Source organism: Micrococcus endophyticus (assembly GCF_014205115.1).
Taxonomy (GTDB): domain Bacteria; phylum Actinomycetota; class Actinomycetes; order Actinomycetales; family Micrococcaceae; genus Micrococcus; species Micrococcus endophyticus.
Genome location: NZ_JACHMW010000001.1, coordinates 1,059,027 through 1,085,848 on the forward strand (window position 1 = coordinate 1,059,027; position 26,822 = coordinate 1,085,848).

20 protein-coding genes are annotated in these 26,822 nt (G+C 75.6%); 1 reads left to right on the forward strand and 19 read right to left on the reverse strand.

Features of this window, described 5'->3' with window-relative positions; translation table 11 throughout:
* Nucleotides 1–13: 13 nt before the first annotated feature.
* The 9 genes from HDA33_RS04830 to HDA33_RS04870 all read right to left on the reverse strand — a co-directional run bounded on the left by HDA33_RS04830 (nucleotide 14) and on the right by HDA33_RS04870 (nucleotide 13,079).
* Nucleotides 14–2,137, reverse strand: coding sequence for a glycosyltransferase family protein (locus HDA33_RS04830; RefSeq protein WP_184171488.1), 2,124 nt, complete (start codon nucleotides 2,135–2,137; stop codon nucleotides 14–16).
* Entirely contained in the window at nucleotides 2,134–3,744 is a 1,611-nt protein-coding gene (locus HDA33_RS04835) for a glycosyltransferase family 4 protein (RefSeq protein WP_338104257.1), read from the reverse strand. Before HDA33_RS04835 ends, HDA33_RS04830 begins: the two co-directional genes overlap by 4 nt.
* Nucleotides 3,741–4,724, reverse strand: a complete 984-nt coding sequence (locus tag HDA33_RS04840; RefSeq protein ID WP_184171490.1) for a Gfo/Idh/MocA family protein — start codon at nucleotides 4,722–4,724, stop codon at nucleotides 3,741–3,743. Before HDA33_RS04840 ends, HDA33_RS04835 begins: the two co-directional genes overlap by 4 nt.
* Nucleotides 4,721–5,824 carry a DegT/DnrJ/EryC1/StrS family aminotransferase gene (locus HDA33_RS04845; protein WP_184171493.1) on the reverse strand — a complete coding sequence of 368 codons (1,104 nt, stop codon included), beginning with the start codon at nucleotides 5,822–5,824 and terminating at the stop codon, nucleotides 4,721–4,723. Before HDA33_RS04845 ends, HDA33_RS04840 begins: the two co-directional genes overlap by 4 nt.
* Nucleotides 5,817–6,440: an acyltransferase gene (locus HDA33_RS04850; protein ID WP_184171496.1), complete on the reverse strand. Its 624-nt coding sequence runs from the start codon at nucleotides 6,438–6,440 to the stop codon at nucleotides 5,817–5,819. Before HDA33_RS04850 ends, HDA33_RS04845 begins: the two co-directional genes overlap by 8 nt.
* 11 nt (nucleotides 6,441–6,451) lie before the next feature.
* A complete protein-coding gene (locus HDA33_RS04855; protein ID WP_184171498.1) occupies nucleotides 6,452–7,759 on the reverse strand; it encodes a nucleotide sugar dehydrogenase in 1,308 nt (435 codons plus the stop codon).
* Between the two features lie 118 nt (nucleotides 7,760–7,877).
* Nucleotides 7,878–9,638 carry a glycosyltransferase family 4 protein gene (locus HDA33_RS04860; RefSeq protein WP_184171500.1) on the reverse strand — a complete coding sequence of 587 codons (1,761 nt, stop codon included), beginning with the start codon at nucleotides 9,636–9,638 and terminating at the stop codon, nucleotides 7,878–7,880.
* The gene (locus HDA33_RS04865; protein ID WP_184171502.1) at nucleotides 9,631–12,285 is read right to left on the reverse strand and encodes a glycosyltransferase family protein; all 2,655 of its coding nucleotides are present in this window, start codon (nucleotides 12,283–12,285) and stop codon (nucleotides 9,631–9,633) included. The genes HDA33_RS04860 and HDA33_RS04865 overlap by 8 nt, the downstream gene beginning before the upstream one ends.
* The gene (locus HDA33_RS04870) at nucleotides 12,282–13,079 is read right to left on the reverse strand and encodes a hypothetical protein (protein WP_184171504.1); all 798 of its coding nucleotides are present in this window, start codon (nucleotides 13,077–13,079) and stop codon (nucleotides 12,282–12,284) included. Before HDA33_RS04870 ends, HDA33_RS04865 begins: the two co-directional genes overlap by 4 nt.
* Before the next feature lie 166 nt (nucleotides 13,080–13,245).
* On the opposite strand from HDA33_RS04870, the gene HDA33_RS04875 reads away from it, so the two are divergent.
* A complete protein-coding gene (locus HDA33_RS04875; RefSeq protein WP_184171506.1) occupies nucleotides 13,246–15,282 on the forward strand; it encodes a polysaccharide pyruvyl transferase family protein in 2,037 nt (678 codons plus the stop codon).
* Between the two features lie 71 nt (nucleotides 15,283–15,353).
* On the opposite strand, the gene wecC is transcribed toward HDA33_RS04875, so the two are convergent.
* The 10 genes from wecC to rpmF form a co-directional block, all read right to left on the reverse strand.
* Entirely contained in the window at nucleotides 15,354–16,616 is a 1,263-nt protein-coding gene (gene wecC / locus HDA33_RS04880) for a UDP-N-acetyl-D-mannosamine dehydrogenase (RefSeq protein WP_184171508.1), read from the reverse strand.
* Nucleotides 16,617–16,715: 99 nt separating this feature from the next.
* Nucleotides 16,716–18,935 (reverse strand): glycosyltransferase, encoded by a 2,220-nt coding sequence (locus tag HDA33_RS04885; protein WP_184171510.1) that lies wholly within the window; start codon nucleotides 18,933–18,935, stop codon nucleotides 16,716–16,718.
* Nucleotides 18,932–19,705, reverse strand: a complete 774-nt coding sequence (locus HDA33_RS04890) for a hypothetical protein (RefSeq protein WP_184171512.1) — start codon at nucleotides 19,703–19,705, stop codon at nucleotides 18,932–18,934. The genes HDA33_RS04885 and HDA33_RS04890 overlap by 4 nt, the downstream gene beginning before the upstream one ends.
* Before the next feature lie 89 nt (nucleotides 19,706–19,794).
* Nucleotides 19,795–20,967, reverse strand: coding sequence for a glycosyltransferase (locus HDA33_RS04895; protein WP_184171514.1), 1,173 nt, complete (start codon nucleotides 20,965–20,967; stop codon nucleotides 19,795–19,797).
* Entirely contained in the window at nucleotides 20,957–22,099 is a 1,143-nt protein-coding gene (locus tag HDA33_RS04900; RefSeq protein ID WP_184171516.1) for an LCP family glycopolymer transferase, read from the reverse strand. The genes HDA33_RS04895 and HDA33_RS04900 overlap by 11 nt, the downstream gene beginning before the upstream one ends.
* Before the next feature lie 121 nt (nucleotides 22,100–22,220).
* Nucleotides 22,221–24,047 carry a DUF262 domain-containing protein gene (locus tag HDA33_RS04905; RefSeq protein WP_246416870.1) on the reverse strand — a complete coding sequence of 609 codons (1,827 nt, stop codon included), beginning with the start codon at nucleotides 24,045–24,047 and terminating at the stop codon, nucleotides 22,221–22,223.
* A gap of 209 nt (nucleotides 24,048–24,256) precedes the next feature.
* Nucleotides 24,257–24,529 carry a hypothetical protein gene (locus HDA33_RS04910; RefSeq protein WP_184171520.1) on the reverse strand — a complete coding sequence of 91 codons (273 nt, stop codon included), beginning with the start codon at nucleotides 24,527–24,529 and terminating at the stop codon, nucleotides 24,257–24,259.
* A 366-nt stretch (nucleotides 24,530–24,895) separates the two neighbouring features.
* Entirely contained in the window at nucleotides 24,896–25,873 is a 978-nt protein-coding gene (gene mutM, locus HDA33_RS04915; protein WP_338104258.1) for a bifunctional DNA-formamidopyrimidine glycosylase/DNA-(apurinic or apyrimidinic site) lyase, read from the reverse strand.
* 4 nt (nucleotides 25,874–25,877) lie between these two features.
* Nucleotides 25,878–26,540, reverse strand: a complete 663-nt coding sequence (gene rnc, locus HDA33_RS04920) for a ribonuclease III (protein WP_338104259.1) — start codon at nucleotides 26,538–26,540, stop codon at nucleotides 25,878–25,880.
* A gap of 76 nt (nucleotides 26,541–26,616) precedes the next feature.
* Nucleotides 26,617–26,820: a 50S ribosomal protein L32 gene (gene rpmF / locus HDA33_RS04925; protein WP_017489305.1), complete on the reverse strand. Its 204-nt coding sequence runs from the start codon at nucleotides 26,818–26,820 to the stop codon at nucleotides 26,617–26,619.
* Between the last annotated feature and the right edge of the window lie 2 nt (nucleotides 26,821–26,822).

Below are 26,822 nucleotides of genomic sequence, written 5' to 3' on the forward strand. Positions count from 1 at the left end.
GCGACGGGACCGGTCAGCCGGCGTCCGGCCTCCGGGCCGCCGCCACGCGGGCGTCCCACGACTGGGCCCGGCGTGCCGCGGCCATCCCCGGTGCGCCCGCGCGGGCCAGGGCTCGCAGCCCGGCGCGGACGGCCTCCGGCGTACGGGCCACGCCCAGCCCGACGCCGTTCTCCTCCAGGAAGGGCGCGATCCCCATGTCCTCGAAGCACAGCACGGGGTAGCCCCGCTCGAGGAGGGACATCGTCTTGTACGGGAAGCTGAACCGGGCGTACTCGCCGCCCAGCAGCACCACGCCCACGACGTCCCGCGTGGCGGGCACGTGCCACTCCAGGGGCACCGTGGTCACCCGCAGCCCCGGCCGCCCGGCCAGGCCGTGCTCCTCGAGCAGGGCGTCGAGCAGCCCGCGCTCGGCCGGACGCACCACGAAGTCCAGGTGCACGTCCGCCTCCAGGCCGGCGACGGCCGAGAGGTAGAGGCCCAGGCCGTAGATGCCGCCCACTCCCCCGGCGTAGAGCAGGGTGAGGCCCTCGCCGCCGATCGCGGGCGCGTGCGCGGGCATCGTGTTGGCCTCGGCCACGGCGGGCGGCAGGGGCAGCCAGTCCACGCCCGGGCGGCCGTGCCGGGCCAGCAGGGAGTCGAACCCCTCCCCGGAGGCCGCCGACGGGGCGGCCAGCCGGTCCGCCGCCGCCTGCAGGGCGTCCAGCTCGGCCAGGCCGCGCTCCTGCACGTCCCGCCGCGCGTCGGCGTCCTCGAGGTATCCCTCGATCTCGTCCAGCCAGTGCAGGTCGCGCACGAACCACACGCTCCTGCCCCCTGCCGCGGAGAAGCGGCGCATCAGGTCCGCCAGCTCCGCGGTGACGCGGGGATCCGGGATGGGCGAGGTGGAGTTCTCGCCGTAGAACAGCCCCAGCGGCCGCCCGGCCTCGACGGCCTCGGCCACCACGCGGGCGCGGCGGTCGAACACGCCGGGCACGGAGGACAGCCGCACGGCGGCCGCGGGCCGCGACAGGGCGTCGTTCATGTTGCGCACGCGCTGGGGACGGGCCCCGTCCGTGCGGTCCTCGAGGGGCGAGGTGGAGAAGAAGACGTCCAGCGGGCTGTCGTGGCGCAGCGCCTCGAGGTCCTCGAAGCGCCGGTCCACGCGCGAGGCCATCGCGCCGCGCAGGGCGGCCAGGACGTCGCCATCGGGCCCGTCCGGACGGGCCGGCGCGGGCATGCCGTCGGCGAGCACGGCGGCCAGCTCGGAGACCAGCCGCAGGCCCCGGCCGGTGCGCACGCCCGGCCGCCCGGCGGCCCAGGCGCCCATGCCGATCGTCTCCTCGACCACGAGCCGGGCGGCGAAGCCGGTGCCCACGAGCAGGTCCCCGACGGCGGCGTGGTCCCGGGAGGATCCGACCAGGACCGCGTGGGTGGCGCCGTCGAGCCGGGTGGCGGCGACGGCGTCGAAGGCGCGGCCGGCGGCCAGGTCCCGGGTGCGGAACAGGGCCGAGGCCGAGAGGCTGCGCAGCTGCGCCCCGGGGACGGCGTCCACGGCGGCCTGCAGCGCCTGCATCTGGGCCGCGAGCCGGTCCCGGTCCACCTGCTCGGGGTGCAGGACCACGACGCGCGGGGCGTCCGCGTCCGCGGCCAGCGCGGGCAGGGCGTCCGGGCCGGGCACGATGCGCGGCACGCGCAGGTGGGCGCTGTTCGACCCCTTGGACAGGGCCTTGTCGAACTCCCACTCGTCCTCGAGGAACAGCCGGTCCACGGCCCGCGTGAGCGCGGCGAAGTTCTGCGTGGAGTGCACGCGCGCGGACGAGAAGTCCAGGTCGCCGCGGCGCAGCAGGGGGATGAACTCCTCCTCCACGTGCCGCGCGGCGAAGCCGGCCGCGCCCAGGCCCGCCGCCACGACGACGTCGTAGCCGCCGGCGGCGGTGACCCGGCGCATCTCGCGGGCGATCTGGGAGCCCGCCTCGCGCAGGGCGTGGGCGCCCGTCCACGGGTAGAGCGGGGCGGGCGGCAGGTCCGGACGACGGCGCAGCCAGGCGTGGGAGGCCACGTCCAGCACGTCCGCCGTGTGGCCGGCGTCGCGCAGGTCCTGGAGCAGCAGGCCCTCGGCCGGGCCGATGCCCGTGGTCAGCAGCAGCACGGTGCTCATGCGGTCCCCTCCGTCCGGTCGGTGCGGGCCGGGACGAGGCCCATCAGCGCCATCTCGCGCTCCACCGTGTGCTCCGGGGAGGTCTGGGCGCGGACCCGGCGGGCCGCGGCCTCGGACATGCGCAGGAACAGCTCCGGGTCCTCCATCAGCCGGCGCACTCCGTCCGCCAGCCCGGCCACGTCCTCGAACCCGGCGAGCACGGCGCAGTCGGCGTCCACGAACTCGCGCACCGCGGCGGCGTCGTTGGTGACGGGCACGAGGCCAGAGGACATCGCCTCGTCGCGCGAGACGCCCTGGGAGTCCAGGCGGGTGGGCACGAGGAAGATCCCGTGCTCGCGGTGCAGGGCGGCGATCTCCTCCTGCACGGCGTAGCGGCGCTCCACGGTGACGTTCGCGTCCTCCGCGAAGGCCTGCTCGAACAGGCCGAAGTGCTTCCCGTCGCCGATCACGGTGACGGTCATGCGCTCCCACAGGGGCGTGTCCCGCAGCCGCTGCAGCGCCTTGACCGCGAGGTCGGGGCCGTAGTTGAGGTTGGCGGCCGAGCGCACCCACAGCACGCGGAAGCGCTGCTCCGGGTCCTTGGGGACGTGCCGGAAGAGGTCGGTGTCGATCACGTTGTGGACGATCGCGCTGCGCTGGCCCGGGAACACCAGCTCCATGTCCTCCTGGGCGGCGCGCCGCCACCAGCGGGAGACGAACACGAAGCGCTCGGGGCAGTTCGGGTGGGCCAGCACCTCGCGCCAGAAGCGCTGGCGCACGAGGGTGTCCTCGATCGCGTCGTCGATCTGCCCCTGGGTGCGGTGGTTGCGCACCGTGCGGATCCACCGCCGGGACTCGTAGCCGTGCATGAAGGCGAAGAAGCGGTGCCCCGCGAGGGCGTCCTTGACGGGCTCCCACAGGGTCCGGCCCAGGAAGTGCGCGCCGACCGAGGCGTAGGCCCGGGTGCGCAGCAGCTCGGCCGCCTCGGGGCCGCGGCCCACGAGGACGGTGACGCCGTCGTACTCGTACACGTGGGGCTCGGCCGCAGGGTCCACGACGGCCACGTGCACCCGCACGCCGGCCGCCTGGAAGTACTTCACGCGGCGGTGCACGAACCCGTTGCCGTACGGGTTCTCGAGGGTGGGGTACACGCCGACCAGCACGAGGTGGGCGGGGGCGCCGTCCTCCCCGGCGGCGTCCGCGCGCCGCAGGTACGCGGCCACGCGCTCCGCGGCGGCGGCCTCGTCCTCGGCCTCGTGGCCGGTGGGCGGCAGCGGCGGCAGCGGCTCGGCGAACAGGTGCCGCTTGAGCACCGCGCTCTCCAGCTGCAGCAGCGTCGCGGCCTCGCGGGGCGAGTAGGTCTCGCCCACGTCCGCCAGGTGCAGGTAGCCGCCGTAGGAGCCGGACGCCGTCGGGCGAGCCGAGGGCGCGGGACGTGCGGCGTGCGCGGGGCGGCGGGGCGGCGGGGCGGCGACCGCCCGCATCCGCCGGACCGCCTCGACGTCCTGGGGCAGGGCGGAGAGCACCGACCTCAGGAGCCGGGGCGCGGGCTCTGGCAGGGACCGGGCGCGGCGGGCGGCCGCCTGGACGGCGCGCCGGGCGCGCCGCCGCCAGGGGCGGGCGCTCACAGCCGGATCCTCTCCCCCGTCCGGGAGGACTCGATCAGCGCCTCAGCCACGCGCAGCGTGTCCAGGCCCTCGGCCATGGACACGTGGTCCTGCCGCTCGCCGAGGATCGCGTCACGGAAGGCCTCGTGCTCGGTGCGCAGCGGCTCCGGCTTCTCGATGGCCAGCCGCGTCACGTCCCCTTCGGAGACGCCCCGGAACGCGGAGACCGCGTCCCACCGGGTGGCCACGGAGCCGTTGGCCTGGAAGACCAGGTCGGCACTGACGGTGTCCGCCACGAAGGCGCCCAGCTCGCCGGTCACCACGGTCTTGCGGACCTTCACGGGCGAGAGCCAGTTGACCACGTGGTCCGTGATCACGCCGGAGGCCAGGCGCCCGGTGGCCACGACCATGTCCTCGTGCTCACGGCCCGAGTTCGTCACGGTCTCGGCCGCAACCCGTTCGTACGGGCTGTCGGCGAGCCAGGCGGTGAGGTCGATGTCGTGCGTGCCCAGGTCCTTCACCACGCCCACGTCGGCGATGCGGGCCGGGAACCCGCCCTGGCGCAGGGTGGCGATCTGCAGCACGCGGCCGAGCTCGCCGGCGCGGATGCGCCGGCGCATCTCCTGCAGGGCCGGGTTGAACCGCTCGATGTGGCCCACCGCGCCCACGAGGCCGGCTTCCTCGAAGGCCGCCACGAGGCGGGCGCCCGCCTCGGTGCTGTGGGCGATCGGCTTCTCCACCATCACGTGCACCCCGGCCTCGGCCAGCGCCAGGCCGACCTCCTCGTGCAGGCCGGTGGGCACGGCGCACACCACGGCGTCCACGCCGTGGTCGATCAGCCCCTGCACGGAGTCGTAGAGGGGCAGGTCCCCCGCCGCGCCGTGCGGGTCGCCCATCGCGTCCGCCACGGCCACCAGCTCGGTGCCCTTGATCGAGCGCATCACGCGGGCGTGGTGGCGGCCCATCATGCCCAGGCCGATCAGTCCGGTGCGCAGGCTCATGCCGCGGCCTCCTCGACGACGGTGTTCACGGCCTCGATCACCCGGGTCACGTCCTCGTCGGTGAGCGAGGGGTGCACCGGCAGGGAGAACACGGTGGCGGCGGCGGTCCGGGTGTTCGGCAGGTCCGCCTCGATGCGGAAGGAGGGCAGCTCGTTGGTGGGCACCGGGTAGTACACGCCCGTGCCCACGCCGAACTCGTCCTTGAGCCGGTCGCGGATCGCGTCTCGCGCCACGGCCAGGGACTCGGGCAGGCGCACGGTGTACTGGTGGTACACGTGCTCGGCGCCCTCGGCCACCACGGGCACGGCCACCCCGCGCAGCTCGGCGTCGAAGCGGGCGGCGATCTGCCGGCGTCGCTCGGTCCAGTCCAGGACCTTGGTCAGCTGCACCCGGCCGATGGCCGCGTGGATGTCCGTCATGCGGTTGTTCAGGCCGACCAGCTCGTTCTGGTACTGCACCTCCATGCCCTGGTTGCGCAGCATGCGCATGCGGCGGGCCAGCTCCGGGTCCCTGACCGAGACCATGCCGCCCTCGCCGGAGGTCATGTTCTTGGTCGGGTAGAGGCTGAACATGGCCCACGCCCCGAAGGTGCCCACGCGGCGGCCGTGCAGCCGCGCGCCGTGCGCCTGGGCGGCGTCCTCGTAGAGCTCCAGTCCGTGCTCGTCGGCGATCTCCTGCAGCCGGTCCATCGGCGCCGGGTGCCCGTAGAGGTGCACGGGCATGATGCCGCGGGTCCGCTCGGTGACCTTGGCTCGCACGTCGTCGGGGTCCAGGGTGTAGGTGTCCAGGTCGATGTCGGCGAACACGGGGGTCGCCCCGGTGAGGGCGACGGCGTTGCCGGTGGCGGCGAAGGTGAAGGCGGGCACGATCACCTCGTCGCCGGGGCCGACGCCCGAGGCGAGCAGGCCGAGGTGCTGGCCGGAGGTGCCGGAGTTGACGGCGACGCAGTCCCAGCCCTCCACGAGGACCTCGCCGAACTCCTCCTCGAAGGCCTTGACCTCCGGTCCCTGGGCGACCATGCCCGAGCGGAGCACGCGGTCGACGGCGGCGCGCTCCTCGTCTCCGATGATGGGCTTGGCGGGCGGGATGAACTCAGCCACGGGTCTCCTCCTGGTCCTCGACCGGGCGCAGCACGCCGTCGGCCTCCACGAACGTCTCGGACGTGTCCGGGCAGACCCAGACCCCGTCCCTCTCCTCGAGCCGACGGCCGGTGCGGCCCACCCACCCGATCCGACGCGCGGGCACCCCGGCCACGAGGCCGAAGTCCGGCACGTCACGGGTCACCACGGACCCGGCCGCCACGAGTGCCCACGCGCCGATGCGCACGGGGGCCACGCACACGGAGCGGGCGCCGATCGCGGCCCCGTCCCCGATGTCCACGCCCACGGCCACCCAGTCCGAGGCGGACTTCTGGGACAGGTCCGGGTTCACGGCGCGGGGGTAGGTGTCATTGGTGAGCACCACGGCGGGGCCGATGAACACGCCCCGGCCCAGCGTGGCCGGCTCGTACACGAGCGCGAGGTTCTGGACCTTGCAGTCGTCGCCCATGCGCACGCCCGTGCCGATGTAGGCGGAGCGGCCCACGATGGTCCGCTCCCCCAGCTGCGCGTCCTCGCGCACCTGCGCGAGGTGCCAGATCTTCGAGCCGGCGCCGATCCGGGCGGCGTCGGAGACGTCCGCGCCGGGGGCGACGAACACGTCCTGCTGCTGCGTCATGCCGTCCTCCCTCAGGCCTGGGGGGCCTGGTGCGGCAGGCCGATGACACGGCGGGTCACACCGTCCCAGGTCTGCGCGTCGGTGATGTTGCGCCCGTCCACGAGGGTGCGCACGCCCGGCAGGTCCGCCGGGGAGAGCGTGCGGTACTCGGCGTGGTCGGTCTGGATGATCGCCGCGTCCGTCTCCGTGCCCAGGGCATAGGGGGCGAAGCCCAGCTTCGCCAGCTCGGCGTCCTCGTACATGGGGTCGTGGACGGCGACGTCGGCGCCCGCCTCGGTCAGGGCCTGCACCGTGGCGAACACGCCGGAGAACGCGGTCTCCTTCACGCCGCCGCGGTAGGCCGCGCCCAGGACCACGACGCGCTGGCCCGCCAGGTCCCCGTGGGACTCGGCCAGCAGCTGCACGGCGTAGGAGGGCATGGACGCGTTCACGGCGCGGGCGGTGCGCACGATGTCCGCGGCCGGGTCATTCCACAGGTACAGCCGCGGGTAGACCGGGATGCAGTGGCCGCCCACCGCGATGCCCGGGCGGTGGATGTGGCTGTACGGCTGCGAGTTGGAGGCCTCGATCACCTGGTAGATGTCGATCCCGGCCGAGCCGGCGTAGCGGGCGAACTCGTTGGCCAGGCCGATGTTCACGTCGCGGTAGGTGGTCTCGGCGAGCTTGGCCATCTCGGAGGCCTCGGCCGAGCCGAGGTCCCACACGCCGTTGGCGCGCTGCAGGTCCGGGCGCTCGTCGAAGTCCAGCACGGCCTCGTAGAACTCGCGGGCGCGCTCGGCGCCGGCCGTGGACAGGCCGCCGATCAGCTTCGGGTAGCGGCGCAGGTCCTCGAACACGCGGCCGGTGAGCACGCGCTCCGGGGAGAACACGAGGTGGAAGTCCTCGCCCTCGGTCAGGCCGGAGCCCTCCTCGAGCATCGGCTTCCAGCGGGTGCGGGTGGTGCCCACGGGCAGGGTGGTCTCGTAGGACACGAGCGTGCCGGGGGTCAGGTGCTTCGCCAGCTCGGCGGTGGCCCCGTCCATCCACCCGAAGTCGGGGCGCGCCTCCTCGTCCACGAACAGCGGCACCACGAGGACCACGGCGTCCGCGCCGGGGATCGCGTCCCCGTACTCGGTGGTGGCGCGCAGCCGGCCGGCGGAGACGGCCTCGGAGAGCTTCTCCTGCAGGTGGGCCTCGCCGGGGAACGGCTCGGTGCCCGCGTTCACGAGGTCCACGACGGCGGCGTTGACATCGACGCCGACCACCTCGTGTCCCTTGCTCGCGAACTGCACGGCCAGCGGCAGGCCGATCTTGCCCAGGGCGACGACGGCGATCTTCATGCGGGTCCAGTCTTCCTTCCGTGCGCGGGCCCCGCGCGGGCACGCGACGGGGGCGGGCGCCGAACGGGCCACCGTGCACGGCGTAGTGCGAGGGAGGCCCGGCGCCGTCGTCACTGTATCAGCGCGGGCTCACGCCCAGCCGGGCGTACAGGTCCCGGTAGCGCCGGGCGTTCCCCCCCCAGGTCCGGGTGGCCAGCGCCCACTGCCGGCCCGCCGCCCCGAGCCGCTCCCGCTCGGCGGGGTCGGCCGCGAGCCGCTCGAGCGCCTCCGCCAGCGCCGCGGGGTCCTCGGCCGGCACGAGCAGGCCGGTCCGGCCGTCCTCGACGAGCTCGGCGAGCGCGGGCAGGTCCGAGGCCACGACGGGCCGGCCCACGGCGGAGGCCTCCACGGTCTTCATGGGGGTCACGGAGCGGGTGACGGGCAGGTCGCGCCGCGGCACCACGAAGACGTCGAGCGCGGCCTGGTGCAGGATCGCCTCGGAGCGCGCCACGCGGCCCGGGAAGGAGCACCGGTCCTCGATGCCCAGCCGCCGCGCCAGCGCCTCCAGTCCGGGGCGGGCCACGCCGTCGCCGGCGATGTGCACGCGCAGCTCCGGCCGGCGCGGGGCCACCAGCGCGGCCGCGCGCAGCAGCGTGTCGAGGCCCTCGTAGTCCACGAGGCTGGAGACGGTGCCCACCACGAAGGCGTCCGCGGGGTGGGGCCAGTCCAGCGCGGCGCGGGCGGCCTCGCGGGTGGGCGGCTCGGCGACGAACGTCTCCCCCACCGCGTTCGGGCACAGGACGACCGCCTCGGGGTCCACCCCGGCGGCCACGAGCCGCTCCCGCATGCCCTCGCCGAGGGTCACGACGCCGTCGGCGCCGCGGGCCGCCTGCGTCTCGCGTTCCTGGAAGAGGCGGTAGCGCTCGGAGGCGAGCGCCTCCGGGCCGCGCACGGCCGCCCACGTGTCCGCCAGCTGTCCGCGCACCTCGTAGACCCACGGGATGCCGAAGGCGCGGGCGACGGCCTCGACCGCCACGGCGTTGACGAAGTGGGTGGTCGTGTGGAGCAGGGCGGGCCGGGTGGCCCTCACGTGCTCGGCCAGCAGCTCGGCGTGCTGCTGGAGCCGGGCGGCCTGGCCCTGGGCCAGGCGCGCCGGCAGCAGCCGGTGGTAGTCGATCCCGTCCACCGTGTCGCGCCCGGCTGCCCAGGGCACACCGATCTGTACGGGGTAGCCGGGGCGGGTGACCGCCGCGACGTCGAAGCCCTCCGCGCGCAGCGAGGCCAGGATCGAGTGGCTGCGCTGGGCGTAGCCCGAGCCGGTGTGCGGCAGGGAGTTCGTGAGCACGTGGAGCACCCGGCCCGGCTCGGGGGCGTAGCCGGCCTCCCGCGGCAGGACGGGGGCGACGCCCCGGAAGGCGTCCCGCTCCCCCGCCATGCGCCGGGCCAGGTGCCGGTTGCGCGGGTGCCGGGCCGCCAGCTCGGCCGCGCCCTCGAGGTCGCCGCGGTGCGCGGCCAGGCGCGCCGCGGCCGCGGTCCAGGCGGCGCCGCGCTCCGGCGGGGCGACGGTCTCGAGCAGCTCCGCGGCCCGGTCCGGCCGGCCGAGGCCGAGGGCGGCGTCGGCCCGGTGCACCGCCGAACCCCCGTCCGCGTCCAGGGCGGCGAGCGCGGCCTCGTGCTCGCCGCGCATCTCGTGGCCCAGGGCCCGCACCACCCCGCCACCGGCGGCGCGGGTGAGCACGGCGGCCGCCCGCTCGGACACGGCGCGCGGCAGCCGCCGCGAGACCTGCATCGCCAGCAGGACCGGGTCGTCGGCCAGGTGCTCGCGCACCGTCTGGGCGGTGAGCGCCAGGCTGCGGGCCAGCGGTCGGCGGGCGCGGGGCGCGCGCTCCTGATCAGGCATGGGGCGGGGTCCTCTCGGCGGGTCCGGCGGCGGGTCCGGCGGCGGGGTGCGGGGCGGGCAGCACGGCGGCCGTGCACGGCCCGGCGGGGCCCGCGTCGGCGCGCCGCGCGGCCTCGCCGATCCGGGCGCGCACCCGGACGCGGGCGATCGCGCGCAGGCGGTGCCCGGCCGTGCCCACGAGCTCCAGGGCGGGCGGCGCGGACGGGGCGCCCGTGAGCACCACGTCCACCGCCCCCAGGCCCTCGGGGCCCGCGGCGGCCTCGCCGATGAGCTCCTCGCCGGCCCACACGCGCACGCCCGCCACCAGGCCGGCGTCGGCCAGGGACAGGCGCAGCACCCGCGCCCGGGCCGGAGGCCACGCGGCGGCCTCGGCCGCGAGCGGCCAGCGGCGGTCCAGCGGCACGAGCGCGTCCGTCCCGTCGGCCAGCGGCGCCGGGACGTCGTCCGGCGTCCGCCGTCCCTCGGCCTCGCCGGCGGGGTCGGCGGCGCGCGCCTCGTGCCGCTCGCGCGCCCGGCGCAGCCAGTCGGAGACCTGGGCCGCCGCGTCGAAGCGACGCCGGTGCTCGGCCGGGCCCAGCGGCGCGGCGGGCCCCAGGGCGTCCGGCTCGGCGGCGTCCTGCGCGGCGCGCCGGTCCGCGGCCCGGCGGCTCAGCTTGAGGCGGGCTTCCTGGGCGGTGGCCGCCTTGAGCATCGCGTCCCCCCACGCGTCCTCGTCCCGGAAGCGCCGGTGGCGCGTGGTGAGCACGTGCTCCGCGGCGCACAGGGCGAGGGGGGTGATCGGCGGATGGGCCTGGAGGCGGCCGTGGGTCTCCGGGGCGAGGTGGAGCACGCTGCGCCGCAGCGCGTCGGCGAGGGCCGCGTGCCCCAACCGCGCCAGCGCCTCGGGCGACTGCCCCTCGACGGCGGCCGGCGCGTCGGCGCGCCCGCCCGCCGCGGGGTGGTCCGCCAGCGACTCGAGGATCGAGAGCCCGGCGGCGTCCGGGGCCGAGCCCTCGGGCGCGCCCACGTGCAGGAGGCCGGGGCGGGCCGGGCGCGCCTCGAGCGCGGCCAGCAGGGCCGACTCGACGAGCCCGGGGCTCAGCACGGCGTTGGGCAGGCCGCGGAGCAGACCGGCGTGGTCCGCGGGCGCCGGGCCGACCTGCACCGCGAGGTCGAAGCGGGCCAGGGCGCTGGGCTCGGGCCGCTCGTCGGTGAGCAGGCCGACGGTGGCCACGCCTGCCGCCCGGAGCGCGTCGGCGTCCTCGGCGGTGAGGCGGGCCCCGCCGGCGAGGACCACGACGCGCGCGCCCGTGCCGGCCAGCGCGTCGGCCAGGCCGGCGCCGTCCACGCGGACCGCGGACGGATCCTCCGCCGTCGGATCGGCGGCGAGGAGCCCGGCGTCGGGGTGGTCCGGCCCGAGGGCGAGTGCCAGCCGGCCGGCCGCGGCGAGCTCGCGCAGGAGCACGTCGAGCGGGTCGAACCGTCGCGCGGGCCGGGCGTGGACCACGGCGACGTCCGCACGGACGGCGATGCGCTCCGCCGGGGCGGAGGCGTCCGCCTCCCGCCGGTCCCCCTCCGCCGGGCCCGCGGCGGCTGCCGCGGCGGGGCGGCGCGGCCGGCGGCCGTCGAAGCGCAGGAACCACACGGCGCGCTCGTCGGCGTCGAGGCGCCGCCAGTCGTCGTCCTGCAGGAGGGACTCGAGGGCGAGCACCCGGGCGTCCGCGCTGAAGGAGCGGTCGAACCGGTCCACGGCGGCGGCGGAGAGGGCCTCCAGCTCGCCCGAGCCCAGCGCGTGCGCGATCCACCGGTCCGCGTCCTGCACCGTGTCCACCACGGGCATCTCCGGGAACGCCGGCGTCGGGGCCCCGCCGGGGACGACGCTCACCGTGGGCAGGCCCATGGCCGCGTACTGGATCACGCGGCTGGGCAGCTCGAACGCGCCGAGCGCGTCCAGGCCGGGGAACCACGTGGGCTGGCCCCGGTGGTCGGCGAACACCTGGGGGATGTTGAGCGCCACGCGGGCCCGGGCGCCGGCCTGGACCACCTCGTGCTCGGCGTCGAGGAAGCCGCCTCCCAGGCCTGCCGGGTCCTCGCCCACCTGGCCGAACACGGTCACCTCGTGCTCCATGGCCGCGAGCGCGTCGTAGCGCCAGCGGCGGACGGGGCCGACCATGTTGCCCAGGAAGAGGACGTCCGTCTCCGCGGGGCGGGCGCCGTGGACCACGGGGAAGGCGGTGTGGTCCGTCCAGAAGGGCAGGTTGACGCCGGTGGGACGGCCGAAGCGCTCCTCGTAGAAGCGGAGCACCGGGGCGCCGCCGCAGTGCAGGACGAGGTCGTAGAGGTCGACGACGGGCCCGTAGGAGTGCTCGAAGAGCACGGGGTCGTCGGAGAACCATGCCACGAGCGCGGCGCCGGTGGCGCGCAGGGCCTGCAGCACCGGCCAGGGCGCGGAGGCCGGGCGGAAGACGAGGACGACGTCGGGGCGCAGCTCCGCGATCCTCTCCAGGTGGGGGGCGACCACGGGGAGCAGGTCGTCCGTGTCCCGGAAGACGTAGCCGGCGCCGAACCGCCCGGTGTGGTGGACCTCGTGGCCGGCCGCGGTGAGGGCCCGGGCCAGCGACTCGGCGACGTGTGTCTCCTGGATGCCGTCGAACAGGACGATCCTCACGCCGTCACCTCCGCCGGCCGGCCCGCCGTGCGGAACGGCTCCGGTGCGGGGACGTCGGCCAGGGCCCCGGGGGCCAGGCCCGGGCGGAAGCGGACGAGGCCGTGCTCGTCGGGCGCGCCGGGCAGCAGGGCGCCGTGCACCGCGCGGCTGAGGGCGGCGGCGCGGGACGCCGCGGCGGCCGGCACCCGGGTGCAGCCCGCCACGGGCGTCTCGGGACGCAGCCACCCGGCCCAGGCGGCCAGGGCGGCGGGGCCCGCCTCGGCCCAGCGGTCCAGGTCCAGCAGCACGAGTCCCGCGCTGTGCGCGGGCGGCAGCGGGGCACGCCCGGGCGCGGGCGCGTCCAGGTCCACCACGACGACGGCGCCGGGCTCGGTCCGGGCTCCCCGCACGGCCGCGGCGTCCGCGGCGCCGAGGACCAGGCAGACCGGTCCCTCGCGGCGGTCTGAGGACACCGCGTGCCAGGCGTGGACGGCGGGGCCGGCGGTCCGGCGTCGCTCGGCGTCGGCCGCCTCGCGCAGCACCGTTGCCTCGGCCCGGAGGCCGGCCAGCTCGGCCGCCACGGCCTGGAGGTCGGCGGGCACGGAGCCCAGCCGGTCCACGCCCTCGCGGACGGGGCCCACGGCGTCGGCGAGCCGGGTGCCGGCCCGGCGCTCCGCTGCGGCCTGCAGCGCCGCCGGGTCCTGGGTGAGGGCCCGCCGGGCGGCGACCTCGACGGCCCGGACGGCGCGTCGGCCCCGACGCGCCGCGCCCCGCAGGGACCTCACCGGATGCCGTGCCGCACGCGTCAGCCTCACGTCCGCCTCCTCCTCACACCGGCCCGCGGCCGCAGTGGCGGCCCGGATCGTGGGCCACTCTACCGGGGGGTGCCGGGCTGATAGCTTGGCCGCGAGGCCGCCCCGGCCCGCCCCGTCCCCACCCCGCGCCCGCCGCTCCGGCGCGGCTCACGACCCCGGAGGCCCCATGCAGCCCGCCGACCTGCGCGCCGCGCGCGACCGCCTGCGCCTCAGGCCCGTCCCCGCCCTGCCCGCCCGGCGGGTGCTGCTCGTGCGCCGCACGGGGTCCCCCGCCGACGCCCGGGACCGTGCGCTCGTCGTCGAGCTGCGCCGCCTGGGCCAGGCGGTGGTGGACCTCGACGTCGCCCGGCACCGGGCCGTCCTCGTCCCCGCCGCGGACGGCGGCCCCGCCCGGCTGGACCTGGAGCCGGCGGCGGCCCTGCTGCGCCGCCACGCGCCCCACCTCGTGCTCGTCGCCGGTGACGCCTGGTCCCTGACCCCCGCCGCCGCGGACACCGTGCGCGAGGGCGGGGCCGTCGTCGTGCGCCTGGCCCCGCCCGGCCACCCGGGCGCGGCGGCGGACGGAGGCGACGGCCTGCACGTGCTGCCCCCCGCCGTCTCGCGCAGCGAGCTGCTGCTGGACCCACCGCCCTCCCCCGCCCGCGTGGCCGAAGTGCTGGGCGCCGCCGCCGACGGCGACGCGGAGGCCGTCGACCGGCTGGCCGAGGCCGGACTCCTCGAGACCGGCCTCGCCGAGCTGCTGCGCTCCCTCCCCGCCCCGGGCCGGGCCGCGGACGGCCCCGTGCGCACCGTCCTGCTCTCGGGCTACTACGGAGCCGGCAACCGCGGCGACGAGCTGCTCCTCGCCGTCCTCCTGGACCATCTGCAGGCCCGCGTGCCCGGGTTCCAGCCCGTGGTGGCGGCGTCCAACGCCGCGGCGGTGGAGGCCGAGCACGGCGCCCAGGCGTTCTCCCGGGCGGACCTCGACGAGTCCGAGCGCTACGCCGCCCTCGCCACCGGCATGATCCTCGGCCCCGGCGGGCACTGGCACGACCACTCCATCCAGCTGGCCGGCGGCGCCGCGGGGCTCGTGCGCGGCGCCCGCGTCTCCCCCGGGCACATGGCCCAGCTGCCCCTGCTCGTGGCGGCCCACGGAGGCCAGGTGCACGCCGCCGGCCTGGGCGTGGGCCCCCTGAGCGACCCGTCCGCCCGCGCCGCCGTCCGGCTCACCGGGCGGATCGCGGCCTCGGTGAGCGTCCGCGACGCCGAGTCCGCCGCCCTGCTCGAGCCGATGCCGACGGAGTGGGACGCGCCGGTGCGGCTCGCCCCCGACCTCGTCTACGGCCTGCCCCTGCCCGCCCCCGAGGGCGGCGACCGCCCCCCGTTCCTGGCCGTGAACCTGCGTCCCTGGACCGACGCGCCCGCGCACCGGCGCACCCTGGTGGACACGGTGGCGGCGGTGGCACGCGAGCACGGGCTCGGGATCGTGGGGGTGCCGATGCAGCGCACGGACGTCGCGCCGCTCCAGGAGCTCGTGGACGCCGCCGGCGACGACGTGCCCGTCGAGGTGCTGCCGGCGGACCTGCCCCTGGCCGAGCTGCTCGGCGTCCTCGGGCAGGCACGGGTCCTCGTGGCCATGCGGCTGCACGCCTCCCTGCTGCGCCACCGCCTGCGGGGTCCCGCCGTGGGCCTCGTCTACGACCCCAAGGTCGGATCCCACTTCGCCCAGCTCGGGCGCGCCCACGCCGCCCTGCCGCTGGACGCCGAGCCGGCCGCGCTGCGCGCCGCCCTCGAGGCCGCGCTCGCCGAGGAGTCCCTGCCGGCGGCCGTGACACGCAGGCTCGCCGAGCTCGAGGACGGGGCGCGGGCCGAGCTCGACCGCCTCGCCGACGCCCTCGCCGTGGCCCCCGCCCGCCGCCTCGATCCGGGGTGGGCCGACCATCCGGCCCCGCCGCCCCCGGCGTCGCGCACCCCTCCGGCCCCGACTCCGGCCCCGTCGACGGCGGCATCACCCGCCGCGCCCGCCGCACCCGAGGCCCCCGCGACGCCGCCGGCGCCGGCCGAGCCGCCCGCCGATCGGCCCGCCGTCGCGGACCCCGCGCCCGCACCCCCCGGCCTCAGAGGGCTCCGGGCGCGCGCCGAGGCCGGGCGGGCGCGGGTGCGCGCGGCCGTGCGCTGGCGCGTCCGCCGGGCCCGCCGCGCCTGGGACGCCCGCGGCCGCTGACGCGGACGGGCCCGCCGATCCGGAGGGATCGGCGGGCCCGTGCATGCGGGGGCGCGGTGTCGCGCTGACGGTCAGGCGGAGGCGCCGGCCTCGGCGCGCCACTGGCCGCGCGTGTCGATCACGCGCTTGCCCGCCGCTTTCTCGCCGAGGTCAGCGAAGGCGTCGTGGTCCACGAGCAGCAGGACGATGTCCGCGGCCTCCACGGCCTCGTCGGCTCCGACCAGGCGAACGTTGGCCTTGCCCTGCAGCTTCGCCGGCAGCTCCTCCACGTTGGGCTCGACGACGAGGACCTCGGAGCCGGAGAACTGGTCCGCCAGGTCGGCGGCGATGTTCAGGGCCGGGGACTCGCGCAGGTCGTCGATGTTCGGCTTGAACGCCAGGCCGAGGGCGGCGACGACGGGCGTGCGGCCGGTCTCCTGCTGGACGTCGAACGCGGCCGCCTTGACCTGGTCGATGACCCACTGCGGCTTGCCGTCGTTGATCTCGCGGGCGGCGCGGATGATGCGGGCCGTCTGCGGGGCGGCGTCGACGATGAACCACGGGTCCACGGCGATGCAGTGCCCGCCCACGCCCGGGCCGGGCTGCAGGATGTTCACGCGCGGGTGGTGGTTCGCCAGCTCGATGAGCTCCCACACGTCGATGCCCTGCTCGGCGCAGATCACGGACAGCTCGTTGGCGAACGCGATGTTCACGTCGCGGAAGGAGTTCTCCACCAGCTTGGCCATCTCGGCGGTGCGGGTGTCCGTCAGGAGGATCTCGCCCTCGCAGAACGTCTCGTAGAGCTCCTTGGCGCGCTGGGCGGCGCGCCGGGTGGAGCCGCCGACGATGCGGTCGTTGGTGACCAGCTCGACCATCACGCGGCCGGGGAGGACGCGCTCGGGGCAGTGGGCGAAGTCCAGCTCGGCCTCGCGCAGCTCTGGGCGCGCGGCGTAGATGACCTCGGCCATGTGCTCGGTGGCGCCGGGGGGCGAGGTGGACTCCAGGATCACGAGCTCGTCGCCGGTGAGCTGCGGGGCCAGGCCGCGAGCGGCCGCCTCGATGTAGCCCAGGTCCGGCGAGTGGCCGTCCTTGAACGGGGTCGGCACGGCCACGATGTAGGCGTCCGCGGCGGGGGTCTCCTTCGAGGCGGAGAGCAGGCCCTTCTCCACGGCTCGCGCCACGAAGTCCGCCAGGTCGGGCTCCACGAAGGGCACGGTGCCGGCGTTGACGGCGTCCACGGTGCGGTCGGACACGTCCACGCCGAGGACCTTCACGCCGTTCTCGGCGAGGATGGCGGCGGTCGGCAGGCCGATGTAGCCCAATCCGATGACGGCGACGGTCTCGATCTTCTTCACGTGGACTCCCTGCTGGCGGTGGTACGGTGCATGCCGCCCCGCCGGAGGCACGGGACAGTCTCTGCCTCTCACCCTACCGCCGCCCCGCCCCGCGCGGCCTCAGCCCAGGCCGAGCGCCTCGCGCCACAGGCCGGCCACGGCGCGCTCGTCGTACGGGCGCACCCGCTCCCGGGCTTGGGCGGAGAGCGCCTCCCACCGCGCGTCGTCCGCCACGGCCTCGAGCACCCGCCGCGCCGCGGCGTCGGTGTCGGCCACCACGAGGTCCTCGCCGAACACGCCGACGGCGCCCGGCCGGTCCCAGACGAGCGGGACGGCCCCCGAGACCATGCCCTCGGCGGGCGCGAGATGGAAGCTCTCCGTGGTGGACGGGGACAGCACCCAGCCGATCTTCGTCAGCCACGAGCCCATGTCCGCGCCGAAGGGCTCGAACGCCACCGCCTCGCGCAGCGGGCCCGCCCCGATCCGGGAGAACAGGTCCAGGTACGCCTCGCGCTGCACCGGCTTGCGCCACTCGTGCGGGTATTCCCACGGCATGCGGCCGCGCACGTGCAGGGTGAACCGGTCGTCGTGCTCGCGCAGCGCCTCGAGCAGGTCCACCGCGCGGTCGAGCCGCTTGCGCAGCGGGACCACGCCCACGATGCCCAGGCGGTGCCGGCGCCCGTCGGCGGCGGGCCGGTCCAGGTCCGCCAGGGAGACGGCATTGGGGATCACGGTGACGCGCTCAGGGTCGATGGCCAGGTGCTCGCGCGTGAGGTCCCGGTAGAGGTCGGAGACCGTGACGAGCCGGTCCACGGCGCCGGCCTCCAGCGCGGAGAGCCAGCCGCCGCGCAGCTCGAACATGTGCAGGCGCACCACGAGGCGCTGGCCGGGGCGCTTGTGGCGGGCGTACCAGACCGCGTTCGGCCCGGCCCACTCGCAGACCACGACGTCGGCCCACTCCACGAGGCGCCGCGAGGCGGCCTCGTCGTGGCGGTGCAGGCCCTCCCAGCGGTCCAGGCGCAGCTCGACCGTGGGGTCGTCGCGCAGCAGGTCGACGAGCTCGCCGGCGAACTTGAGGTCGTGGCCGGCGAGGACGACCCGTGTGCGGGGCGCGGTGCGCGCCGGCACCTGCTCCGTGGTCCGGGGCGTCTCCAGCAGTCCGAGACGGCGGAGATAGCCGACCACGACCCGGGCACGCGCGGTCATGCGGTACGGCTCGGCCGCCTCGACGACGCGGCGGGACAGCGCCGAAAGCTCGTGGCGCACCGCCGCGATCCGCGCGGCGATGTCCTGCGCCGAGTCCGTCAGCGCCTCGACGAACAGCGGGTAGTCCGCGCCCAGCAGCTCCTCGTGGGCCACGGTGCGGTTGACGAGCGGCGGGACGCCCACCGCGCAGCTCTCGAGCACCTTGGTGGAGATCTCGAGGGAGAGGTCGAGCGCGGGCGTGCGCCAGCCGAGGGAGATGTCCGCCTCGGCGGTGCGCGCCAGGGCCTCCTCGCGCGGGATCGCCCCGGTCCACTCGAAGCCCGGCATGTCGGACTCGAGGCGGGCGCGCATGGCGGCCGCCCAGTCGCGGTGCTCGGGCTCCCGGTGGACCTTGTCCCCCACCATCGTCAGCGTCGCCGGGACGCCGGCCTCCTGGAGGGCGGCCAGGATGTCCGGCATGAGGTCGGTGCGCCAGTCGTAGGCGAACTTGCCGGCGTACACGAGGCGGACCGGCCCCGTGCCGTGGTCGTCGGGGCGCACGGCCGGGACGAGCGAGTCCGGCACCATGGGCGAGAGCAGCACGGTGCGTCCGGCGGCCGCGGGGACGAGGGCCTCCAGGACGGCGCGCGCCTGCGGCGTCTGGGCCAGCATGAGCCGGCTCGCGTCGGCCACGCGGGAGATCTCCTCGACCCGCTCCGGAGGGAAGTCCTCCCCGACATAGCCGTACTCGGTGACGTAGGACCAGAGCCGGCCCTCGAACGCCTTGCGGTCCGCGAGCTCCACGCACGCGTGGATGCCGCGCACCAGGACGACGTCGTACGGGTCCGCCGCGTCCAGCTCCTGGAGGACGTCCGCGGCGCGGGCCGGGGACATGGCGTGCTGCCCGGCCGGGGGCCGGGCGGCGAGCACGCGCACGCCGTCCAGGCGGCGCAGGGGCGCGGTGAGCAGGTCGCGGCGCTCCTCGGCCTTGAGCTGCACGTCCACGGCGGCTCCGGTGCGGGCGAGGGTCTCGGCCATGGACGGCAGCCAGGTCGCGGACCCGTCCATCACGTTGAGGTCCACGTCGCCGTAGAGCAGGACGCGGAGGCCGGAGGCGTCCGTCAGCCGGGCGGGGGTCGGGTGGTCCGGGCTCATGCGGCCTCCTGGGGGCAGTGGAGGAGGACGTCGACGATGCCCTGGGGGGCGTCGCCCGGATCCTCGGTGAAGTGCAGCGGCACGCGGGCCGACCCGGCCTCGACCACGATCACGTCCTCGGCCTGCAGCAGGGCGAGGGCGCCGAGCCGGTGCCGGTGGCGGCCGCGGGAGAGCACCCAGACGCTCACGCCACGGTCGGCGGCCGCGTCGAGGGCGGAGCGCAGCTCCAGGAAGAGGGCGGCGCCGGAGGCGTCGAGCGCCCCCGCCCACAGGCCCTGCACGCCGTCCAGGTCCACGACGACCGCCTCCACGCGCTCGGCCACCGCGGCCGCGGTGCCCGGCAGCAGCGGGACCACCCGGTGCCCGGCGGCCTCCAGGGCGGCGCGCACGTCCGGGGCGACGACGGCGCCGACGGCGCGCCCGCCCTGTGCGGTGCGGGAGGTGTCGGCGAGGCCGAGGACACGCTCGAGGCGGGCCGCGGCGTCGGGGTCGGCGCCGACGGCGGCCGCGCCGCGGCCGGTGGCGGCGGCGGAGCCGGGGCGGGTGCGGGAGGACCCGCCCGTGAGGCCGAGGGGGTCGGCGGGGCGACGGTCGGCTCGGCTCTGGGCGCCCCAGCGGACGCCGAAGACGCCGCGGACCTCCTCCGCCACGCTCGGGGGCAGGCGCCGCAGCAGGGCGCCGCCCGCGCCGCGGACGCGGCGGCGCTGTTCGGGGGGCAGGGCCCGCACGCCGGAGCGCGCGATCCGCCGGATGGACTTCCCTGCTGACATCTCGACCCGTCCCTCGGTCTCGCGGTGGTGGTGACGCCGCCCGGGCACGCGGGCGGCGCGTCCACCTTAGCAACCGGGCCGGTCGGTCCTCAGCGTCCGGCGACGCGGCGCAGGAGGAGCTCGTAGCGGCGGGCCACGGCGGGCAGGTCGGCGTGGCGGCGCACCCAGTCGCGGCCGCCCTCGCCCACCGCGGTGCGCGCCGGATCGTCCGCGAGCGCCGTCAGGTGCGCCGTGAGGTCCTCGGCCTCCGGACCCACGACGTCGGCGCCGCCGGCCTCCTCGAGGGTGCGGGCGGCCTCGCCCTGGACCATGCCGGTGACGTGCCGGCCCACCGCGAGGACCTCGTAGGTCTTGGACGGCACGGTGTGCCGGAAGCTCGGCCAGTCCGGGCGCAGGGCCACCACGAGCGTGTCCGCCCACGCGTACTGCCGCGCCACGTCCTCCCCGTGCACGGGGCCGAGGATCTCCGCCGGGTGGCCGAGCTCGGCGTTGCGCGCCTCGAGGGCCGCACGGCGCGTGCCCTCGCCCACGAGGCGCACGCGCACCCCGGGGCGGTCGCGCCGCAGGGCGGCGGCCGCGTCCACGACCCGCTCCAGCCCCTGGCTCTCCCCCATGTTCCCCAGGTAGAGCACGTGCAGCTCGCCGGCGTCGCGCGCCCTCGGCGGGGCGACGGCCAGCCGGACGAGGTCCACGCCGTTGCCCAGGGTGCGCACCACCCGGATGCCGCGCCCGCGCAGGGTCTCGGCGAAGCCGTCCGTCACGGTGACCACCAGCCGTGCGGCCCGCTGGCCGCCCGTCACGATCCGCTCCATGGCCGCGCCCAGCACCCCCTGCTGCACCCCGGCCTCGTGCCCGAGGTCCGGCCACGCGTCCCGCATCTCCAGGACCAGGGGGCGCCGCCGCAGGCGGGAGAGCACGACGCCCGGCACCACCACCGGCAACGCCGGCACGGTGGCCACCACCACGTCTGGGCGGCGCGTCGCAAGCCCGCGCGGCACCGCCAGCACCGCGTGGACGGCCGCCTCGAGGAAGCGCCCGTTCCGGCCGGCCTCCCCCAGCGGGAGGCGGGGGGTCCGCAGGACGCGCTCGCCGTCTGGCCCGGTGACGGCCCGTAGCCCGCCGGGGGCGACGACGTCGACGTCCCAGCCGGCGGCCCGCAGCGCGGCCACCACGGCGGCCCAGCGGCGCGCCGGCGGGGTGCGCTCGGGCCGGTAGGAGTGGGTGATCAGGAGGACGCGGGGGCGTCGGGGCTCAGTCGGCACAGGGGTCCTCCCCGACCGCCGGCGTCGGCGCGGACCGGGCGAGCAGCGCCAGCACGGGCGCGGGGTCCGCGCCGGCGGCCGACGCGTCCTGGCCGTCCTCGGTCTCGTGCTCGTGCACGTAGCGCTGGACGTCGTCGTCCTGGAGGGCGGCGCGCAGGTCCGCGAGCTTGGCCTCGTCGAGCTCCACGATCGAGTCCCCCTCCGGGCTGTATCCGAAGCCCTCACGGGGGACGGTGAACATCTCCACGTCGCCGCCGCGCACGCCGCGCAGCTGCCAGGCCAGGGAGGCGACCACGCCGGAGGTCAGGCCCGGATCCACGCCCAGGTGGTCGGAGAAGGTGGCCACGACCTCGGTGGTGCGGGCAGGATTGCCCAGGATCTGGGGGCTGAGGAAGCGCTCCATGGCCCCGGCCAGGTACCGCTGCTGGTTCTGCACGCGGGAGACGTCGCCGTCCTCGAATGCGTGGCGTTCCCGCACGTACCGCAAGGCGGCGGTGTCCTGCAGCAGGATCGGCCCGCGCGGGTAGTACGAGGGGTTGGCCTGGCCGGAGGAGAAGGCCACGGGGTTGCAGACCTCCACGCCGCCGAGGGCGTTCGTCACCCCGCGGAAGCCCTGGAAGTCGACCTCCACCACGTGGTGGACCGGCACGCCCAGCAGCAGCTCCACGGTGTCCACGGCCAGCGGGTACCCGCCCAGGTCGAAGGCCGCGTTGACCTTCCGCTCGCCGTGGCCGGGGATCTCCACCCACGAGTCGCGCAGCACGGACATGACGAACACCTGGCTCCGGTCCGCGGGCAGGTGCACGAGCATCATGGTGTCCGAGCGCTGGCCGATGTCCTCCTCGCCCTCGCCCTCCCGCGAGTCGGAGCCCAGCACGAGGATGTTGACCGGCTCTCCCCCGCCGGCCTGCTCGAGAGCGCCGGCGTCCACGGTCTGCCGGTGATCGTCGAAGGTGCGGGCCAGGGAGACGGCGTACCAGGCACCCAGGGCCAGCAGCACCACGAGCACCGCGGCGAGCACGCCGAGCACCCACGGCCAGCGACGGCGGCGGCGGGCCGGGCGCGGCGGCTCGGCCGGCCGCTCCGGGCGCGGCAGGGGATCGGGCGTCCAGGACGCCGGGGGCTGGCTCACGCGGGTCTCCTGCTCACGGGGATGGGGTCGGTCCAGTCTACGGACGCGCGCGGCCGGCACCGGCGGGCGCGGCACGACGACGGCGGGGCGTCGGCTGGCAGCGGGGGCACCGGGTGCCTCTCTACTCCACGTCATCTCCGCCGGCGAGCTCCTCGTCGAGGTCCACGACGTCACGCGTGTCGGCGGGCCGAGCCTCGGGAGCAGCGGATGCGAGCAGGTCCCGGATCCTCGCAGCGAGCTTGGTCCTGCGTTCGTCGAAGAAGTCCGAGAACTCGGCGACGGAGGAAGGCAACGCAGGAGGCATCGCGTGGCGGTCCAGGAAGGCGCCTCGTGCTTCCGCTGTCGAGTACTCGGCGGCCAGCCACTCCGACGGTGGCTTGGCTGACTTGCCGATGTTCTCGAGGCCGGGGAGAAGTTCCAGGTTCGGCAGTCGATCCCTCCGATCAACGAGTTCGTCGATCTGATCCGAGGTGAACGACGGCGATCCAGCGGCGTCCATGGAACGTCGGAGATTCTTCTTGTCCAAGAGCGTGGCGGGGAAGACATGGTCGATGTGGAACTGGTGGCGCGTGTCCACATGGGGGAACAGCAGCGCGAGGACGGCGAACGTCCTGGCCTTCCCGTAGGACAGACTGAGGATGTCTTCGACCAACGCGTCGGTGACCGCCAGGGACTTGCCCCGCCCTGCCATGGCCCGTTCGATCTCGACGAGCGGGAACTGATGATCGCCGTGCTCTCTAATGACGTCTCGAAGATCACGCAACAGGGTGTCCAGGCCGGAACCCCACACGCCGCGCACGATCAGGGAACGGAGGACCCACGACCTCAGCACCTCCCGGTCCAGCCGGGTCTTGGGTGAGTCGCGGTAGGAGTGGTCGAGCCGCCGGTGGTGCACGTAATAGGCCACGGGGATCAGGACGCTGTCTGCAGAGAGCATTCCGCCGGACAGTCCGAAGTCACTCAGGAGTCCGACCGCGACCTGCAGTGATCGGCTCATGTCCTCCCATCCGGCCTCCAGCTTCTCCATGTTCGCGGTCGTGAAGTTCTTCACCTTGAAGCCGATGTCCCCCACGTCGGAGAGGACCAGCCCCGCTTTCAGGACCGTGTCCCTCGAGAACCCGAATCCGTTCCCGGTCTGGTTGAGGGAGTCCACCAGACCGTGGACGGCCGCGCGCGCGTCGCCGCTCCATTGGGCGGTCGCGATCGAGAGCAGCAGGTCGCTGTAGGAGAGGACGGTGCCCCCCGAATTGACCCGGACGAAGATGTCCAGGACCTTCTCGATGTCCTGGTCGTCCTCCTGATAGAAGTGCAGGGTGGCCGTGCTGTGCACCGCGTGCCACAGGCGACTCACCAGATCGATGGCCTCTTCATGGTTGCCGTCGAGACGAGTGAGTATCTTCGTCATGGCGAAGGCATCGGAGGCCTCGAAGACGTCCGAGACCGGCAACCATTTCCTCGTCTCATCCTCGGCTGTCGCCAGGAGGTCGTCGGACGTAAGGAATTGGAAGTGATACTTCAGTCCGAGCTCATTCTCGGACGCGAGACCCGCGAGGTTGAGGTAGAGCCGCCGTGTCGGATAGGCCCATCGATTGCGCACCCAGCCGCCATGGTTCCGATAGGCGTAAGTGCCGCGCAGGCCGATGTTGAGAGATGTCAATCGCTGCTGACCGTCCAGGATTGCAACGATTTCACGGTCGGATGGAATGTCGATCTCGGGATTGTGGTAGTTGTCGAAGGCGCTGTAGTCCTTCATGAACCCGTAGAACTTGAACTGGCTGACCGTCTCGGGGAGCACCTTCCACGAGAGGAAGCTCCCGACGGGGTATCCACGCATCACGGAGTCGAAGAGCTGGATGACCTGCCTGGGCTTCCAGACGTATTCGCGCTGAATGGCGGGAAGGATGAGTCGCCGGTCCTGGATCTGCCGAAGGGCCTGCGCGATCGACATCGGTTCTCTGTGTCCCATGTCCGTACCCTAGTTCGTCCGCACGCCGGGGCGCCGTCGACGGGCCGCAGCCACAGGTTCGGGCCGGAGGCTTCACCGCCCGCGTGATCGAGAGGGCATCCGAACTGCCGCCCCATCACGCTCGCCACCGCCCCGCGCCTGAGTGCTCACCTGGCGGCGCGCTCAAGCACGGGGCAATGGACCTTGCGAGGTCAACCCACCTTGACGTAGTTGATGTGGCTGACCCACTTCTTCTTGTAGTACCTGTTGTCGATCCAGATGCAGCGGGCGATGGTATGGGCGCTGCGGTCGACCTTCTTCAGTTCCCGTAGCTTCGAACTCGTTCCCCACTGGCAGTCCCCATAGGAACTCCACTGCCCCGTCCACGTCCGTGGCCTCGCCTCCGCAGGCGAGGCGACGGCTACCGTTCCAAGAGCCAATGCCACTGCGGCACCGGCCGACGTCACTGCCTTCATCATTTCCATGACCCCTCCTAGGACCTGGTCCTCCTTCGGTGTGACGGTGGCCACTCTAGAGTTCACGTTCGTACGCGGACAATGATGGGCAGGCGGAGTCACCCTCCGCGCCCCCACGGGCAGACTGATCGCCCACTCTGGTTCTGGCCCACGTCTCACTGGGGTCGCGCAACCGCGCATCACGGAGTCCAGAAGCGACCGGGCTCGAGACGCGGCGGGCGAGGGCATGATCATGTGGCCGGCCACGCGAGGCCCGCCTCGGAGGTCCGCCGGCACAGCATCCCGCCTCCACGCACGGCCGGTGATGGCCGCAGAGGCCGACGCGCGTGAGCGCGGAGTGGAACGGCGCGGAGCGGGCGACACGCCCCCGGGCGTCTATGTCCGGGGATGGCTTCCTTCAGAGCGCAGCCCGGATGTGAGCACCGTCCCCGCCCCGGCGGCGACGGCGGACGCGGCCCGACGACGGCGGGGCGTCGGCTGGCAGCGCGGGCACCGGTGCGAGGCCCGGTTCATGAACGGCTCCCGGACGATGAGGGACTCGACCGCCTCCTCGGCGCACCGCCGGCACGGGCGGCCCGTGCGGCCGTAGGCGTCGAGGGAGCGGGCGAAGTAGCCCGAGCGCCCGTCCACGTTGACGTACAGCGCGTCGAAGCTCGTGCCGCCCACGGCCAGCGCACGCCGCATCACGTCCTGCACCGCCGCCATGAGGCGTCGCGTGTCCGCGCGGCGCATCCGCTCCGTGGGCCGCTCCGGGTGCAGGCGCGCGCCCCACAGGGCCTCGTCCGCGTAGATGTTGCCGATCCCGGAGACGAGCGACTGGTCCAGCAGCGCGCGCTTGAGGGTGCTGCGCCGGCGCGCGAGCCGGGCGTGGACGGCGTCCGCGTCGAACAGCGGGTGCAGCGGGTCCAGGGCGATGTGGGCGGCCGTGGCCGGGATCGGCTCCCCGCCGGCGGCGTCGTCGGGGTGCAGCGCGTCCAGCCACCAACCGCCGAAGATCCGCTGGTCCACGAAGCGCAGCTCGCGCGCCGCGCCGTCCGCGGCGATCACCGGCAGGCGCAGGCGCAGGTGGCGCTGGTCCGGGGCGCCGGGCTCGTCCACGAGGATCTGCCCGCTCATGCCCAGGTGCACCACGACGGCCTCGTCCGCGTCCGCCAGCGGCAGCCACAGGAACTTGCCGCGGCGCGCCGGCTCGGCCAGGCGCGCGCCCTCCAGGCGGGCGCGCAGGGCCTCGGCGCCGCCGGGGCTGCGGCGCAGCGAGCGGGGGTCGTGGACCTGCAGGGCGCCGGCGACGGCGTCCGTGGCCCAGCGGGCCAGGCCGCGCCGGACGACCTCGGCCTCGGGCAGCTCCGGCACGGGCTCAGCGCCCCGCGGCCGGCAGGTCCGCCTCGAGGGCGGGCCAGGAGGCGGCGGCGGCGTCCCGCTCGGCCTGCTTCTTCGAGCTGGCGACGGCGGAGCCGTACTCGCGCTCGCCCACCACGAGGGTGGCGCGGTAGCGGGGGTCGTGGGCGGGGCCCTGGCCCTCGATCGCGTAGCGGACGGCGCCGAGGCCGTGGCGGTTGGCGGCCTCGGCCACCACCGTCTTCCAGTCCGTGCTCTCGCGCACGAGGTCCGGCTCGTCCAGGAGCGGGACCACGTGGCGGTGCACGAGGGCGGACGCGGCCACGAGGCCGTGGTCCACGTAGACGGCGCCGATCAGCGCCTCCAGGGTGTCGGCGAGGATCGAGTCCTTGTCCGCGCCGCCGGTGCGCCCCTCGCCGGTGCCCAGGCGCACGAACGGGCCGATGCCGATGCGGCGGGCCACCTTGGCCAGGGCGCGCGTGGACACGACGGCGGCCCGGCGGCGCGCGAGGTCGCCCTCGACCAGGTCCGGGTGCACGGTGAAGATGTGGTCGGTGACCACGTAGCCCAGCACCGAGTCCCCGAGGAACTCGAGGCGCTCGTTGGTGGGAAGCCCGCCCTGCTCGTAGGCGTAGGAGCGGTGCGTCAGAGCGCGCTCGAGCGTCTCGGCGGTGACGTGCACGCCGAGACGCTCGAACAGCTCATCCGGCTCGCGACCGGGCTCAGGCCCGCGACGACGAGCCGACGAGGACGCCATGTCAGGCGTCGGCGACCTTGCGGCCCTTGTACTCGAAGAACAGGGGGGTGCCGGCGGCGTCGGTCTTCAGCTCGGCCTGGTGGGGCAGGCGGTACGAGACGCGACCGTTCTCGACGGACTTCACCAGGGTCGGCGCGGTGGCCTTCCACTGGGACCGACGGGCACGGGTGTTGGCACGGGACATCTTCCGCTTCGGGACTGCCACGA